Raw genomic sequence first — 13,024 nt, forward strand, 5'->3', positions numbered from 1 at the left:
AGGGCCATTAGCTCAATTGGCAGAGCAGCGGACTTTTAATCCGTTGGTTGTCGGTTCGAGTCCGACATGGCCTACTGCTCGCAGGCGGGGGTTGACCCCTCTGACCTGCTACTTAGCGCCTCGATTGGCTTCGGCCGATCGAGGCGCTTCGTCATTCGCGGCTCCATGCGGGAGCGATGCGGGAGCGGCGGTGCTGGAACTCCCGTTCGCCGCCACGGCCGGACGCGCTCTCGGCACGAGCCGGGCGGCTGCTTCTGCGGCGGCCTTGTCGACCTCGGGCAGCAGGCTCGTGTACGTGTCCGAAGTCAGCGTGATGGTGGAGTGCCGCAGCGTCTCCTTGATGGTGTGGAGGTCACCACCGCCGGCATGGGTGAGCGTCGCCGTCCCGTGGCGCAGGTCCCGGAGGTTGATGGGCGGCAGACCGATCTCCTCGTAGAGGCGCCGGAACTCCTTGGAGACGGTGTCCGGGTGCAGCCAGGTGCCATCCTCCTTGGTGAAGACCTTCCCCGTGTTCTGCCAGCCCTTCCCCCACTTGAGGCGCTCCTTGTTCTGCCGGACCCTGTGCGCCCGCAGAACGGCCACTGTGTCGTTGTCCAGGCCGATGGTGTTCGCGCTGGAGTCCGTCTTCGGCTCCGACTCGTACGGCGTCCATCCGTCCTGCACGATCTCACTCGCGACGGTGAGGAGCCCGGCGTCCAGGTTCACGTGCGTCCAGTCCTGGCCCACGCCCTCGCCGCGCCGCAGCCCGCGGAACGCGATCAGGTGGAAGAACGCATACAGCCGGTGCTCTGACGCGTGGTCGAGGAAGGCTCCGAGCTGCGCCGGCATCCACACCATGACCGGGCTGGGCTTCTCGCCGGTCTCCTGCCACCGCTCCACGCGCTCAGCTGTCCACAGGAGCGGCTTTGGGCGCTTGCCCGACTCAAGCTCTACATGCGCGGCCGGGTTGAAGGTGACGAGCTGCCGCGCGATTGCCGCGTTCAGCGCGGCCCGCAGCGTCCGCCGGATGCTCTGACGGGTCGCCGGCCCCGTGAGCTTCCGGAACGGCTTCATCTCGGCGAGCTTCTCCTTCTCCAACGCCAGCTTCGCCCGCTCGGCGGCCACCGGGCGCCCCGCCTTGCTCGGCTTGCACCGGGCGATCTGATCGCGGCGTTCCTGGTTCTCGGCCGCGATCACCTCGTTCTCGTCGGCGATGGCGTCGAACATCTCTACGAGGTGCCCGACGTTGAGCCGGTCCAGCCGCAGGTGCCCGATGCGCGGCTTCAGGTGAACCTTGATGTGTGAGGCGTACCCGTTGGTCGTGGTCTTCCGGGTCTTCTTCGCCGCGAGCCAGGTGTCGAGCCACTCGCCGACCGTGATCCGGATGGTGAGCGACTGCGTGGTGTGGAGCCGGCGCCGCGTCTCTTCGAGGTCCGGTAGCGGAGCCTTGTCCTGCGCCACCTTGGCCAGCAGCTCGACGATGCGCTCGCGGCCCTCGTCGTCGTCCGAATCGGCCAGGGCGAGCAGGGCCCGTATGTGGTCCAGGTCGGCCTGGGCTTCCCCCTTCGACTCGTAGCCGCCACGGGTGAACGAGCGCCGCGTGCCCTCGCTGGTGGGCGGGAGCTCCTGCCGCAGCCTGTACGCCCCGTGGCGTTTGCCCTTGAGTTTCGGGCACTTACTCCCGAGCAGCTTCCCGCTCTCCTGGTCCCGGCAGTTGCACCGCCGGTGAGTCGACCCGTTCAATCTCAGTCCCCCTCAACAGATCCCCGCGACCCCTTCGCCACGGGCCCCAACTGACCTTGCTTGCGTGCCGCCCCGACCCACTTCGCGGCAGCGGAGTGCGAGACGCCGAAGTGCTCGGCGACCGCGACGGTGGGCGGCCGGCCTTGCTTGTGCGCCTCGCGGTAGACCTCGGCCACGTTGGTCAGGTGGTCCGGGGTGAGGCTGCGGCGCTGCCCAGGTGTCTGCTGCGACGGCAGCAGGGCGAACAGCGGGGCCAGTAGGCGCCGTGCCTCTTCCTTCTTCTGCTCGAACGCGGAAGCCGACTGGTCGGCCTGAGGGGCAAGGATCTCCCCGAGCCATTCGGTGGCCGAGCTGTTCACCAGCTGCATGAACGCGGCGTGCTTCCATGTCGCGATCCCTGCCGCTCCGAGAACCGCTTCGAGTCCGAAGTCGGCTCCCGTGTCGCCGGTCATGACGGACACCAGCTGCACGCCCGACTGGGGGTCGGCGCGGAAGCACAGCGCGACCGTGGCGCGGACCTTCTTCCCTACGGCGATACCGGTGAAGTGGCTCGGCATCTTCAGGTGCCCGAGATCGACGAGGGGTGGTTCCCCGCGGAACTGGTCGTAGGGCCAGCCGGGGGTGGCTACGTAGTCCCATCCTTCGGGCACTCCATCATTTTGCATGCCTGAATCCTGCCCGAACGGCAAGGAAGTGGCAAGGATGACTGTCCCGCTTGTTCCTGCTCCCGCGCTCATGGACTCCATCCCGCTTCCCCGATCCTTCCCTGTTTGTGCGCATCAAGTCTCATCTGGTCTCTCATCTTCCTTCTCAGTCCTTCTCTTTCTCTATCTAACCTTGCCTGTCGGTAAAGTTCATTATCCGTCATGGGGTAAAGAAGTCCTGTGGAGGTGAGGCAAGGTATCGGCTAGGCTCGGTCCATGATCAGAACTGATGTCCTGCGTCTTGCGCAGGTACGGGCCGACGCTGCCTCGGGGGCAGCGATGCGCACCCGTGCCGCCGCTCGGCTGTCGCTGTCGGAGATCGCGGACCTGTGCGGGGTGGACCCGTCGACGGTCTGGCGCTGGGAACGTGGGAAGCGAAGCCCGAGGGGAGAGGCCGCACTCGCCTATGCGCGGGTCCTCGAAGACCTGGCCCAGCACCGGCTTCACCGAGACGAGGTGGCGTGAGCGGCGCCCTCACCCGAGCCGAGCTGCTCGCCCTTCCGGCGACCGTCGACCTTGAGACCGCCGGCCGAGCGTTCGGACTCAAGCGCAGCACGACGTACACCCTGGCGAAGCGGGGAGAGCTGCCGGTGCGGACTATGCGTCTCGGCCGTGCACTGCGGGTCGTCACCGCCGAGCTGCACGTAGCACTCGGCATCCGTCCACAGGAAGAGGCCGGGCTCCGCACGGATGTTGACGCATCCGCCGGAGCCCTCGAACTCTCCAGCTCCGTCCAAGCCTGAACAGCACGACGGCACGGGGTGCGAACGACCAAGCCCGCCCCGTGCCGCCGCAAGGAGACCTCTACATGCAGGAGCCTATCCAGCTCCCCAGCACGATCGAGTCCGACCTACTGGCGGCCCGTTCCCGGCCCACCGCACCGAACCCCCTGCGCGTCGCTCTCTGGGCCGCCGCGCAGGGCTGGCACGTCCATCCGCTCACGCCGGGAACGAAGATTCCCGTCCGCGGATGTGACCGGTGCTCCCAGGGCAGCAAACAGCGCCCCAACCCGCAGTACACCGAGCACGGCGGGCACGGCTGCCCCTGCATCGCTTCTGGCCGTCCCTGCCACGGGGTGCTCGCCGCGACCAACGACGCTGGCCGGATCGCCAGCTGGTGGAACCGCCTGCCTTCGGCCGGTGTGGGCGTCGCCGCCGGGCCCTCGGGACTGGTGATCCTCGATGTGGACAGCCATGGGGGACAGGCCCCCGCAGACCAGGCTGCCCTCCTCCCCGGTGTCGACCTGCCCGACGACATCACCCCCGGCAGCGTCACGGACGGACGTGACACGCTTGCCCTCCTCGCCGAGGTGCGGCGCGCGCCGCTGCCCGGCTGCGGCCAGCCGACGCTGACCGTCCTGACGCCGTCCGGCGGAGTGCACTACTGGTTCAAGGCACCCAAGGGCACGACTTGGCGCCCGCTCGCCGGGGCACTGGGCTGGCAGCTCGACCTGCGAGCCGGGTCCTCGTACGCCGTCGCGCCCGGCACGATCACCAAGAAGGGCACGTACACGGCGCTCGGCGACTGCCGGAACGTTGCGGAGCTGCCTGTCTGGCTGGCCCGCGAACTCGACCGAACGGGGCACCGAGTACGGCCGGAGCGGGCACGGGTCGTGCCCGCGTGGCGCAGCCGCTCGCTCGGCGGCGGTTACGTCGCCGCCGCAGTCCGCCGCGAACTGACCGCCGTCGCCGAGGCGCCCTCCGGAACCCGCAACGACGCCCTGAACCGCGCGGCGTTCAGCCTTGGCACGCTGCTGACTCCCGCCAGTCTCGACCGACGGCAGGTCGCCGACGCCCTGCTCGACGCCGCCCGGCACGCCGGCCTCCCGGACCGCGAGGCCGAAGCAGCGATCCGATCGGGCCTCACCGCTGGTGAACGCCAGCCACGAACTCTCAAGGGGGCCGCATGAGCACGCCGCTACCGTACGACGCGGCATCCGCGGCGCGCTCGCTCGTCTCCATCCCCGGGGGCCTGAGCGGCTCCGCACCCGATGGAGCGCAGCAGAGTCAGCACAAGGGCCCGCCGCAGGTCGAGGTACTCCGCGCGATCGGACAGAACGAGTTCCGGTACCTGCGCAGCAACGGCGACCCGTACGCCGTGCCTTGGGACGGAGCGCCGATCGCCGTACCGCTCAGGGCCAAGGCGCACAGCTCAACCGGCAGCGTCCGCCAGCTGCTCACCGTCCGCTACCTCCAGGCCCACGACCGCACCCCTTCCCAGACGGCGCTCAGCGACGCCGTGGCCGCCCTCGACGCCCTCGCCCTGTCCGCCCCCGAGACGAACCTTTGGCTCCGCGTCGCACCGGACCCACACGACCCGAACGTGACATGGCTCGACCTCGGCCGGCCCGACGGCCAGTCCGTACGCATCGCCCCGGACGGCTGGACACTCACCTACCCCGACCCGGAGGGGGGACCGATCTGGCGGCGCACCAAGCTGATTGGTGAACTCCCGCTGCCCGAACGCCCCCAGGGCGGCTGGCAGGCGGGAATCGACGCCCTCGCCCAGATGCTCCCGTTCACTGCGGCGACGCTGCCCCTCGCGGTGGCCTGGTGGCTGGCCGCCCTGCGTCCCTCTCTCCCCCGCCCCATTGCCTACCTCACCGGGGAGCAGGGCACCGGCAAGACCACTGCGGGGCGAATGCTCGTAGGTCTCCTCGACGGCGCGGCGATCCCGCTCCGCCAAGCACCGGAGAACCTCAAAGACCTGGGGGTCACCGCCTCGGCCGGCTGGACCCTCCCCTTCGACAACCTCTCCGGAATCCCCAAGTGGATGTCGGATGCCCTGTGCCGCGTCGTCACCGGCGGAGCCCAGGTCAGCCGCGCCCTCTACAGCGACGACGACGTCAGCATCCTGGTCAGCCAGCGCCCCGTGCTGCTCACCGGCATCGACACCGGCGCCATGTCCAACGACCTCGCCGAACGCTCCATGGCGCTTGAACTCCAGCGCATCACCAAGCGCCGCACCCTGGCGGAGCTATGGGGCGCGTACGAGCAAGCGAGCCCCCAAATCCTGGGCTCCCTCCTCGACCTGGCCGTCATGGTGTGGGCCGACCTTCCCCACGCTGCGGCTGCCCTGGCTGACCGGCCTCGCATGGCCGATTTCTCCGAGCTGCTGCACGCACTGGACCGCGTGACAGGCTGGACGTCCCTGGAGACCTTCCACGGCTCGCAGGACGAACTCGTCGAAGCTGTTCTCGACGGGAACCCGGTCACTGCGGCACTACGGGACTGGGCGAGCTCACCCAGCTTCCCCACCGGCGGGTGGACCGGCACCATGACCGAACTCAACGTGTTGCTCTCCGCCCGTTGCAGTCCAGGGGAGCGGTGGCCCCAGACGTCTGCTGTTCTCAGCGCCCGGCTCAAGCAGTCGGCGCCGGCCCTTCGCTCCCGGGGCATCAGCGTGATCCCCCCGACGAGCAACAAGAACGGCAGGAAGTACACCATCACGTTCGCCTCATAGCCCGATCGTCAGCAAGCTGCCCCGGCCCGCGACCATTGCGGACCGGGGTTGCTGCGTCCCGGGGGCCGAGGGCGTGTGAAGGCGCTTTGTTGCTTGCATGTACGTGCAATGGATCAGGAGGCTTTGGTCAGCCGATCGGGCTGGGGTTGCTCAACCCGATCGCCTCCGCTGCCTCATCGCCCGAGAGTGACCCGGCTTCCGCGATCTGCTCGGCCAGGACCAGAAGCTGCTTCCATACAGGTGCCAGCACCTGGTCGGCCCGGGACCAGTAACTCCAGTAGTCGTAGTCGTCGAGTAGGCCAGGCAGGCTCGTGCCGAAGCGGAGAGTCTGCCCGAGGTTTTCGCGGACGAGTCGTTCCGCGCGTTGTCTATCGCTGGTTCCGCCGTGCTCTGCATGCCAGGCGCGACGCTCCGTCCAGAGCCCGACATCGTGCAGCCATCGTTGGTTGGCACTAACGCCAGCAGCCAGCACTGTCAGCGGGACGAGTGCGTGGTGCCCGCTGAAATCGACGGCTTCAGCGGCGCCTCGGACCTCGGTTACCTGACCGCATTCGCGTTTGTGCTCGATGCACTCAATGCCCACTGAGGGTATGTGGACGCCGAGAAGGAAGGAGGTCGCAGCATGACCCGCCTCGTGTACGGCGACCGCCGTGCGGCGCTCTTCCAAGCTCAGGCCCTCGTCGTGCTGGGGACAGCAGGGCTCCCGATCCGGGGGCCGATGCAGATAGGGGCCGAAGTCGCCCAACCAGTAGGGCGGCAGATCAAGTTTCATCGGCGCAGTCTCGCAGCTGACAAGCGTTCCGCGCGTAAGAGTTGAGTGTCCGCTAGCGGGGGACGGTCTCGATGCCGAGGGGACGCTTGGGGGACGCCCCGAGGGCGCCGCGTTCGCCGGCTGAACCAACCGACGTTGGGAGAAAGGTGCTCTCCCGGGTACGCGGGGTACGCCCCGCCACCTCCTCTTCTCTGATCAAGAAGGGGAATGGAACGGGATGGGGAGAAGACACCCGGAACTGCGTCCCCCACGTCCACACCGTCCCCCATAGCCTCCGTGTCGCGACCGGTCGCGCCTCGCGCGCGCGTGCGCGCGTGCTGAACGTTTCCTCTTCTGCCCATTTCGGCCTGTCCGGGATCAGCCCAGGGTATGTACGCCTGCCATTCACAGGGGAGAGCAACGGCCCGAAGAGGAAACGGCCCATACAAGGCGAGCAGGCGGTTCTCGCTGGCTACGGTGCTGGTCGCGCGCGACCGGTCGATGCGTCTCCCACGCGCGGGAGACGGCGCCCTCAGAGGCGGGATGGTGTCGCATTGCCGTTCGTGGCAGGGTCGCCCTCATGCGGATTTTGGTGATGGGTGGCACCTGGTTCCTTGGTCGAGCGATCGTTGACGACGCTCTTCGACGCGGGTGGGAGGTCACGACGTTCAACCGGGGCCGATCCGATGCGGTTGAGGGCGTCGACACGGTCCGGGGTGACCGGACGAGTTCCGATGACCTGAAGTGGCTCACCTCACACGGGCCGTGGGATGCCGTGATCGACACGTCCAGCAGCGAGTTCCCACCCCGTGATGTGCTGCTCGCCGCCGACATTCTGCGCCCGGCCGCCGCCCGGTGGGTGCACGTATCCACGGTGTCCGTCTATCAGGGCTGGCCGCATCACCCGCTCAGCGAGGACTCCCCGCTGCTGGAGTGCCCGCCGGACGCCGACGAGTCGTTCGGGTACACCGGCGCCGACGGCAGCCCGACGAAGTACGGGTTCCAGAAGGCAGGGGGTGAGGCTGCCGTGCGCGCCGCCTTCGGTGACGACGTGGTGTTCCTGCGGCCTGGAGTGATCTTGGGCCCCGGCGAGTACGTCGGGCGCCTCCCCTGGTGGCTCACCCGTGCCCAGCGCGGCGGCCCGATCGTCTCCCCGGCGCCGGCCGTCCAGATGATCCAGCCCGTGGACGTTAGGGACGTCGCCGCCTTCGCCGTCGATCAGGCCGTTGGCACTGATGGCCCCGGCCAGGCGTTCAACATCGCCCATCCTGAGGGCATCAGCTGGGCCGACTTCATCGCCACATGCCTGGCCGTCACCGGTAGCACCGGCAGCCCGGCATGGGTCGATGCGGCGGCCCTCACCGCCCACGGCGTCAAGCAGTGGACAGAGCTTCCGCTGTGGCGCACCCACTCCGGGGTGTGGTCAGTCGACGCCTCCCGTGCCATCGCGTCCGGGCTCCGCTGCCGTCCGCTTGCCGACACCATCGCTGACACCTGGGCGTGGATGCAGGCAGACGGTCGGCCGGTCGAACACCCGAGGTGGGCCGAGCACGGTGTGGACCCGGCCAAAGAAGCCCAGATCCTCGCTGCCCTCGGCCACGCATAGGAGCAGGGGGCAGAGTCAGGGCTCGATGGTGAGGATCCCACTCCCCGTGCCCAGTTGCCTCGGCGCCGAGAGGCGTCCGAATTCCTCGATCTGTTCGCCGAGCGTGACGGCCACCCGCGTCTCCCTGAACGCGGGGGCCGTCAGAGCCCGCCGCAAACCGCCGGTGCGCTCCAGCAACCCCGCCACCCGCTGTTCCGCCGGGATCGCCCACACCGTCTCCAGCGTCGCCGCCGCAGCGTCCAGGTCGCCTCGGAGCAGTTGCGCGGCGGCGAGGTCGGCCGCAGCCTTGCCCCGTACCGGTACCGACTGCCGGGCTGGCGGCCGGGATGCGACCAGATCCAGCGCCCGTTGCGCCGTCACCTCCGCCCCTGGCCCGTCGCCGACGAGTAGGGCGGTGGTGCCGTTGGACATCAGCAGCCGCTCCTCGTTGAAGGCGAACTCACCGCCGACATCGTCGTGCAGCGCGTCCCGTTCGCCTCTGTCCTGCCGCGTGGACGCGACGAGCGCGCGGGTGGCCCGCTCCCGGTCCCCGAGGTGCCCGTGAGCGCGGGCCTCGATGGACAGCAGCCGCCGCCTGGCCGTGTCACCCAGGCCGGCGAAGGCCAGCGCGGTCCGTGCGTGCCGTACGGCCTCCGAAGGTCGGCCGGTGAAATAGGCGCAGATCGCCAAGGATCCTGTGGCGTAGGCCCGTAGCGGATCAAAGCGCGCCATCTCCCCGTACAGGGCCGCCGATCGGGCGAGGCGAGCTGAGTCGTCCAGGGCGCCGAGGTCGAACGCGGCGGTTGATAGCAGCGCGCACGCCTGCCCTGCCACGAGCAGCAGGTCCTGCTGCTGCACGGGCACCTTGGTGAGCCCCCGTTGGTGCTCCGCCTCCGAGCGCAGGGCCTTCGCCCGCCGGAACACATCGAAGGCGCTCACGGCGCCGTACGAGCGTGCGAGAGACAGGGCGTCGTCACGGAGTTGGTCGATGGTCGTGTCGGATACGGACTGCGCGGCGGCAGCACCGGCTTCATCAGCGGCGTCACGTGCGGTCATGGCGATTTCACTTTCAAGGTCGTACGCGGTGGGAGTCACTGATGCCGAGGTCGACAGTGCGGGCGGTGGCCCGAACAGTGCCGAGACCTCCACGTCGAAGAGCTGCTCCAGTACCCGGCATGTGTCCGGTCCGGGCATGGTTTTGATCCGGCCCGACGTCCACCGCCGGAACTGTGCCTCCGATACCGACATGCCCTGCACGCCGGCCTGTACGGCTGCGCGCTCGAACGCCGTGACGAAGTCCCTGTAACGCCAATGCCGTTGCTGGACTAACACGCGCAGCAGCGTCGCCGGATCGTCCATCGGTCGCTCCCTCAAGGTCAGGAGGCGGGCCACATCGCGCCCCGCTCCACTTCGTGCCTACTGGCCAACATCCCTACTGCGCAATGGAATCCGTGCAGATGACATCGCGGTGCCACCTCCATGACACCCCGGTCACCCTCGCGGGCACCAGATGACCCCAACCGTGTCGTGGCCGTGACACCCGCACCAGGGGGACTCTTACGCCACCTCGAAGACCCCCGGCGAAAGGGAGTGGAACGTGAGCGGTCCCCGGCTTCCCCGACGAACCCCCGGCGCGACCAGCATTCGCTACGAGGCCGTCGTGGCCCCGTACGTGGAGACGGACGCCGGCACACCGTCGGAGTGCCGCGGTCTGCCCAGGGCCGCCGAGGCGTTCCGTGGCAGGAACGGCGATCCCTCCACCTGGAGATCCGCCCAGTTCGACGCCTTCCTCGGCCTCGGGGGAGCCCAATGAGCACGACTGCGGCGGCGAACGTCTGGGTCACGGAGGACACCGGGCACGGGCTCCTTGGCCAAGACGTCGCACACCCCGCATGCGGACGTCGCGGAACCGTGGGCGCAGTCCTGATCTACGTATCAAAACTCACCGACAGGCCGGTCAGGAGGGTGGCGCATATGCGCCCGATGGACCACTCGGGTCGGGAATGGACCGCCGATCCGGACACCCTCCAACTGCTTCAGCCGATCACCCACTCGGCATAGCCCAGAGGCGCGAAGGGCTGAACAGGCTTCCCGCCCGGTGCTGACCTAGCGGTCGGCACCGGGCGGGGAACGGCGCCCCGGGCGCCATGCACGAAACCGGCGAGGTGCCATACGGCACCAGACCGGCGGCACCAGAGCGGATCCAAGCTGCCCGTCCCGGGCAGTCACCCTTCCACCAAGGAGATCAGCTATGCCGAAGCCCAGGAAAGAGAAGCAGAACCACCTCATCTACGCGGACGTCGTGGACTCCAAGTCCAAGGCGGGCGTGTGGATGGGGGAGCGTGCTTCCTTCCGCGACAAGCAGGGCCGCATCCTGGAGGCCCTGAAGGACCGCACCGACTGGGTCAGCCTGGAGGGCGCGGTCATGGTCATCAGCACCGAGCCGGCCGGTCTCACGGTCATCGCGCCGAACCCGACGCTCCCCGGTGTGATCGTCCTCTCCGACGGCGGCTCCCCGGCGGCCTCCGCCCGGCTCCAGGCCGACGCCGAGGACAAGGTCCGCGCCGTCATGGTCGAGCTGGGCATCGCCGAAGAGGAAACGGCGGCCTGACCCAGTGGCCACTCCCCAGCTGCTGTGGGGGAAATACTTCCAGTACGACCGTGACGGTGAGGCTGTCCTCCTCGACCCGGTCACGCTGGAGAGTGTGCTTCTCGACTCCGGCGAGGTCTCTGACCTCGCCGGGGTCCCCCCGACCGCGACACACTTAGCACTCGCCGGGCTCGGCTTCACCCAGGACGGCCCCGCGGCCGACCGCCGTGAAGCACTCCACCACCGCCTCCACACCCTGGGCATCGACCCGACACCGCGCAGGATCAGCGGCCTCCGGGTGGTGCTCACCGACCGCTGCAACATGGCCTGCACGTACTGCTTCGTCGACACCAACAGCGGCAAGCCGGACATGACGGAGCAGGAGCTCGCCGCCGGCCTTGAGTTCCTGTTCGAGCAGAACGCGGGGCAGGAGGAGGTCTCGATCCAGTGGTTCGGCGGCGAGCCGACCATCCGCTTCGACCTCATGCAGTACGGCGACGAACTCGCCGACACCCTCGCCGCCCGCTACGGCGTAGAGCGGGTCCGGCGCACGGTCGTCACCAACGGCGCTCGCCTGACGGACGAGGCCCTCGACCACTTCGTACAGCGCGAGTACGGGGTTGGCATCTCCATCGACGGCCCTCCAGGGATCAACTCGGCGAACCGACTCCTCCTCGGCGGACAGCCGGCGGACGACCGGATCCGCCGCAACGTCCGGCGCCTGGTCGAGGCGAAAGGCCTGCACGTCGGCTGCAACCTCACCCCGACGGCGTCGAACATCGGGCGCCTGGCCGAGAGCGTGCAGTGGATCATCGACGACCTCGGGCTCAAGTTCATCTACGTCAACACGCCCATCCCCACCGGGGGCGAGTGGCGGGTGAACGGCACGGACCTGGCCCGGGAGCTCTACGAGGCCCGCCTGACCGCGCTAGGGAAGGGCGGGATGCTCTTCTCCGTCCTGGACCGGGCCTTCCAGGCCCTCGACACCCGCCGGCCGATGCTGTTCGACCATATGCAAGGCGACCGCAGCCTCAACGCCGCTCTCCTGCCCGGCAACCGGGTCAGCGTGTGCGACATCAACTTCACCGAGCCCGAGTTCCTCCACACACTCGACGAGCTGCGGTCGGACCCCAGCCGCCTCACAAGGGCGACGAAGAAGGTCGCGCCGATCCCCGCGTGCGGCGACTGCCCGGCGCTGGCCATCTGCGGCGGCCCGTCCCGCAACGAACAGGCCCTCATCGGGGGCAGCACACCCGACCCACAGATGTGCGCCTTCTACACCAGCACCGTGGCCATCGCGGTGTGGGACAACACGGGGGTGCAATGACCACCCCGGTCCGTACGGCGCTGATCTCGACGGCGGGGCACTGCGAGGTCGCGTGCAGTTTCTGCTTCCGGGCCGACCGCGCCCGCGGCTTCCTCACCACCGCCACGTACACGCGTGCCCTGTCGCGGCTGAAGGAGACCGGGGTGGAGGGCGTGTGCCTGACCGGTGGTGAGCCGACGCACCACCCGGACCTTCGGCAGCTCGTCCGCCTGGCCCTCCAGTTCGGCATGACGGTGTCCATGGTGACCTCGGCCCGCTCTGAGGCTGAGGTCACCGCTCTCGCGGAGGTCGGTCACCTACTGACCAACGTGACCGTCTCCGCGGACTCGCAGGGCGCGATGACACTCGGCCGCACCACCCGGAGCGCAGCCTCGGCTGTCGCGACGCTGGACGCCGTCGACACCCCCTCGAAAGTCCTTCACCTCACCTACTGGGATGTGGACGTCGAGGAAGCCGAGCAGCTCGCTGACCTCGTAGCGGGAACGGGGATCGACGTTCAGCTCAGCCCCGTTCTCCTGTCCGAAAGTGCCCTGCGCCGGGACGGCCGATCGATCCAGGACTCCCTGATGCAGAGGGCGCGCGACACGGCGGCACTCGACCAGTACTTCCGCCTGTCCAACGGATACCGGTCCTACCTCGACGACCTGCGGCAACTACAGCTGTCCAAGGAGGAGAGCCACTCCTGCCGGTCGGCCACCCTCTACATGTCGGCCGACGGCGAGGTGCGGCACTGCCCCTACGGAGCATCCGAGGTCAGTGTCCATGCCCCACGTACCGAGATACGAGCCTTCCTCGACGCGCCGGCCACGGACCGCGTCGGACCCGACTGCGCCGCCATCTGCCGCCCCGCGTCCCGCGACTGCGCGGCGGCCTGACCTTGGGG

13 protein-coding genes and 1 tRNA gene are annotated in these 13,024 nt (G+C 68.9%); 10 read left to right on the forward strand and 4 right to left on the reverse strand.

All coding sequences use genetic code 11. The features are described from left to right. Position 1 precedes the first annotated feature (1 nt). A tRNA-Lys gene (locus AC3IX6_RS19520) sits at positions 2 to 74 on the forward strand. 34 nt (positions 75 to 108) lie between these two features. Here AC3IX6_RS19520 and AC3IX6_RS19525 read toward each other — a convergent pair. Together AC3IX6_RS19525 and AC3IX6_RS19530 are read right to left on the reverse strand one after the other, a co-directional pair. Continuing rightward, on the reverse strand, positions 109 to 1,722 hold the full coding sequence (locus AC3IX6_RS19525; protein ID WP_489363121.1) for a site-specific integrase: 1,614 nt from the start codon (positions 1,720 to 1,722) through the stop codon (positions 109 to 111). 2 nt (positions 1,723 to 1,724) lie between these two features. Further along, the gene (locus AC3IX6_RS19530) at positions 1,725 to 2,372 is read right to left on the reverse strand and encodes a hypothetical protein (RefSeq protein WP_489363123.1); all 648 of its coding nucleotides are present in this window, start codon (positions 2,370 to 2,372) and stop codon (positions 1,725 to 1,727) included. A 270-nt stretch (positions 2,373 to 2,642) separates the two neighbouring features. Here AC3IX6_RS19530 and AC3IX6_RS19535 point away from each other — a divergent pair, with 270 nt between their 5' ends. The 4 genes from AC3IX6_RS19535 (at position 2,643) to AC3IX6_RS19550 (ending at position 5,888) form a co-directional block, all read left to right on the forward strand. Continuing rightward, a complete protein-coding gene (locus AC3IX6_RS19535; RefSeq protein ID WP_030726318.1) occupies positions 2,643 to 2,891 on the forward strand; it encodes a helix-turn-helix domain-containing protein in 249 nt (82 codons plus the stop codon). After that, positions 2,888 to 3,169, forward strand: a complete 282-nt coding sequence (locus AC3IX6_RS19540; protein WP_489363125.1) for an integrase — start codon at positions 2,888 to 2,890, stop codon at positions 3,167 to 3,169. Before AC3IX6_RS19535 ends, AC3IX6_RS19540 begins: the two co-directional genes overlap by 4 nt. A 65-nt stretch (positions 3,170 to 3,234) precedes the next feature. Continuing rightward, entirely contained in the window at positions 3,235 to 4,335 is a 1,101-nt protein-coding gene (locus AC3IX6_RS19545) for a bifunctional DNA primase/polymerase (protein ID WP_489363127.1), read from the forward strand. Next, positions 4,332 to 5,888: a hypothetical protein gene (locus AC3IX6_RS19550; RefSeq protein WP_489363129.1), complete on the forward strand. Its 1,557-nt coding sequence runs from the start codon at positions 4,332 to 4,334 to the stop codon at positions 5,886 to 5,888. Before AC3IX6_RS19545 ends, AC3IX6_RS19550 begins: the two co-directional genes overlap by 4 nt. Before the next feature lie 127 nt (positions 5,889 to 6,015). Here AC3IX6_RS19550 and AC3IX6_RS19555 read toward each other — a convergent pair whose 3' ends face one another. Beyond that, positions 6,016 to 6,660 carry a hypothetical protein gene (locus AC3IX6_RS19555; RefSeq protein WP_489363130.1) on the reverse strand — a complete coding sequence of 215 codons (645 nt, stop codon included), beginning with the start codon at positions 6,658 to 6,660 and terminating at the stop codon, positions 6,016 to 6,018. Positions 6,661 to 7,219: 559 nt separating this feature from the next. On the opposite strand from AC3IX6_RS19555, the gene AC3IX6_RS19560 reads away from it, so the two are divergent. Next, positions 7,220 to 8,245 carry an NAD-dependent epimerase/dehydratase family protein gene (locus AC3IX6_RS19560; protein ID WP_489363132.1) on the forward strand — a complete coding sequence of 342 codons (1,026 nt, stop codon included), beginning with the start codon at positions 7,220 to 7,222 and terminating at the stop codon, positions 8,243 to 8,245. A 15-nt stretch (positions 8,246 to 8,260) separates the two neighbouring features. Here the strand turns inward: AC3IX6_RS19560 and AC3IX6_RS19565 are convergent, their stop codons facing one another. Then, positions 8,261 to 9,583, reverse strand: a complete 1,323-nt coding sequence (locus AC3IX6_RS19565; RefSeq protein ID WP_489363133.1) for an NsdA family TPR-like regulatory protein — start codon at positions 9,581 to 9,583, stop codon at positions 8,261 to 8,263. A 238-nt stretch (positions 9,584 to 9,821) separates the two neighbouring features. Between AC3IX6_RS19565 and AC3IX6_RS19570 the strand changes: the two genes are divergently transcribed. From AC3IX6_RS19570 to AC3IX6_RS19585, 4 genes are all read left to right on the forward strand, one after another. Continuing rightward, positions 9,822 to 10,037 carry a hypothetical protein gene (locus AC3IX6_RS19570; RefSeq protein ID WP_489363135.1) on the forward strand — a complete coding sequence of 72 codons (216 nt, stop codon included), beginning with the start codon at positions 9,822 to 9,824 and terminating at the stop codon, positions 10,035 to 10,037. A gap of 438 nt (positions 10,038 to 10,475) precedes the next feature. Further along, positions 10,476 to 10,835 carry a hypothetical protein gene (locus AC3IX6_RS19575; RefSeq protein WP_489363137.1) on the forward strand — a complete coding sequence of 120 codons (360 nt, stop codon included), beginning with the start codon at positions 10,476 to 10,478 and terminating at the stop codon, positions 10,833 to 10,835. A 4-nt stretch (positions 10,836 to 10,839) separates the two neighbouring features. Continuing rightward, complete coding sequence (locus tag AC3IX6_RS19580; RefSeq protein WP_489363138.1) at positions 10,840 to 12,141, forward strand: radical SAM protein; 1,302 nt, start codon at positions 10,840 to 10,842, stop codon at positions 12,139 to 12,141. After that, positions 12,138 to 13,016 carry a radical SAM protein gene (locus tag AC3IX6_RS19585; RefSeq protein WP_489363140.1) on the forward strand — a complete coding sequence of 293 codons (879 nt, stop codon included), beginning with the start codon at positions 12,138 to 12,140 and terminating at the stop codon, positions 13,014 to 13,016. The genes AC3IX6_RS19580 and AC3IX6_RS19585 overlap by 4 nt, the downstream gene beginning before the upstream one ends. Positions 13,017 to 13,024 lie beyond the last annotated feature (8 nt).

Source organism: Streptomyces sp. GL_141, from assembly GCF_057834385.1.

Excerpts from the sequence above, each read along its gene's own strand:
- AC3IX6_RS19560 (WP_489363132.1), top strand. The coding sequence starts at position 7,220 with ATGCGGATTTTGGTGATGGGTGGCACCTGGTTCCTTGGTCGAGCGATC.
- AC3IX6_RS19585 (WP_489363140.1), top strand. The coding sequence starts at position 12,138 with ATGACCACCCCGGTCCGTACGGCGCTGATCTCGACGGCGGGGCACTGC.
- AC3IX6_RS19575 (WP_489363137.1), top strand. The coding sequence starts at position 10,476 with ATGCCGAAGCCCAGGAAAGAGAAGCAGAACCACCTCATCTACGCGGAC.
- AC3IX6_RS19555 (WP_489363130.1), bottom strand. The coding sequence starts at position 6,660 with ATGAAACTTGATCTGCCGCCCTACTGGTTGGGCGACTTCGGCCCCTAT.
- AC3IX6_RS19535 (WP_030726318.1), top strand. The coding sequence starts at position 2,643 with ATGATCAGAACTGATGTCCTGCGTCTTGCGCAGGTACGGGCCGACGCT.
- AC3IX6_RS19550 (WP_489363129.1), top strand. The coding sequence starts at position 4,332 with ATGAGCACGCCGCTACCGTACGACGCGGCATCCGCGGCGCGCTCGCTC.
- AC3IX6_RS19545 (WP_489363127.1), top strand. The coding sequence starts at position 3,235 with ATGCAGGAGCCTATCCAGCTCCCCAGCACGATCGAGTCCGACCTACTG.
- AC3IX6_RS19565 (WP_489363133.1), bottom strand. The coding sequence starts at position 9,583 with ATGGACGATCCGGCGACGCTGCTGCGCGTGTTAGTCCAGCAACGGCAT.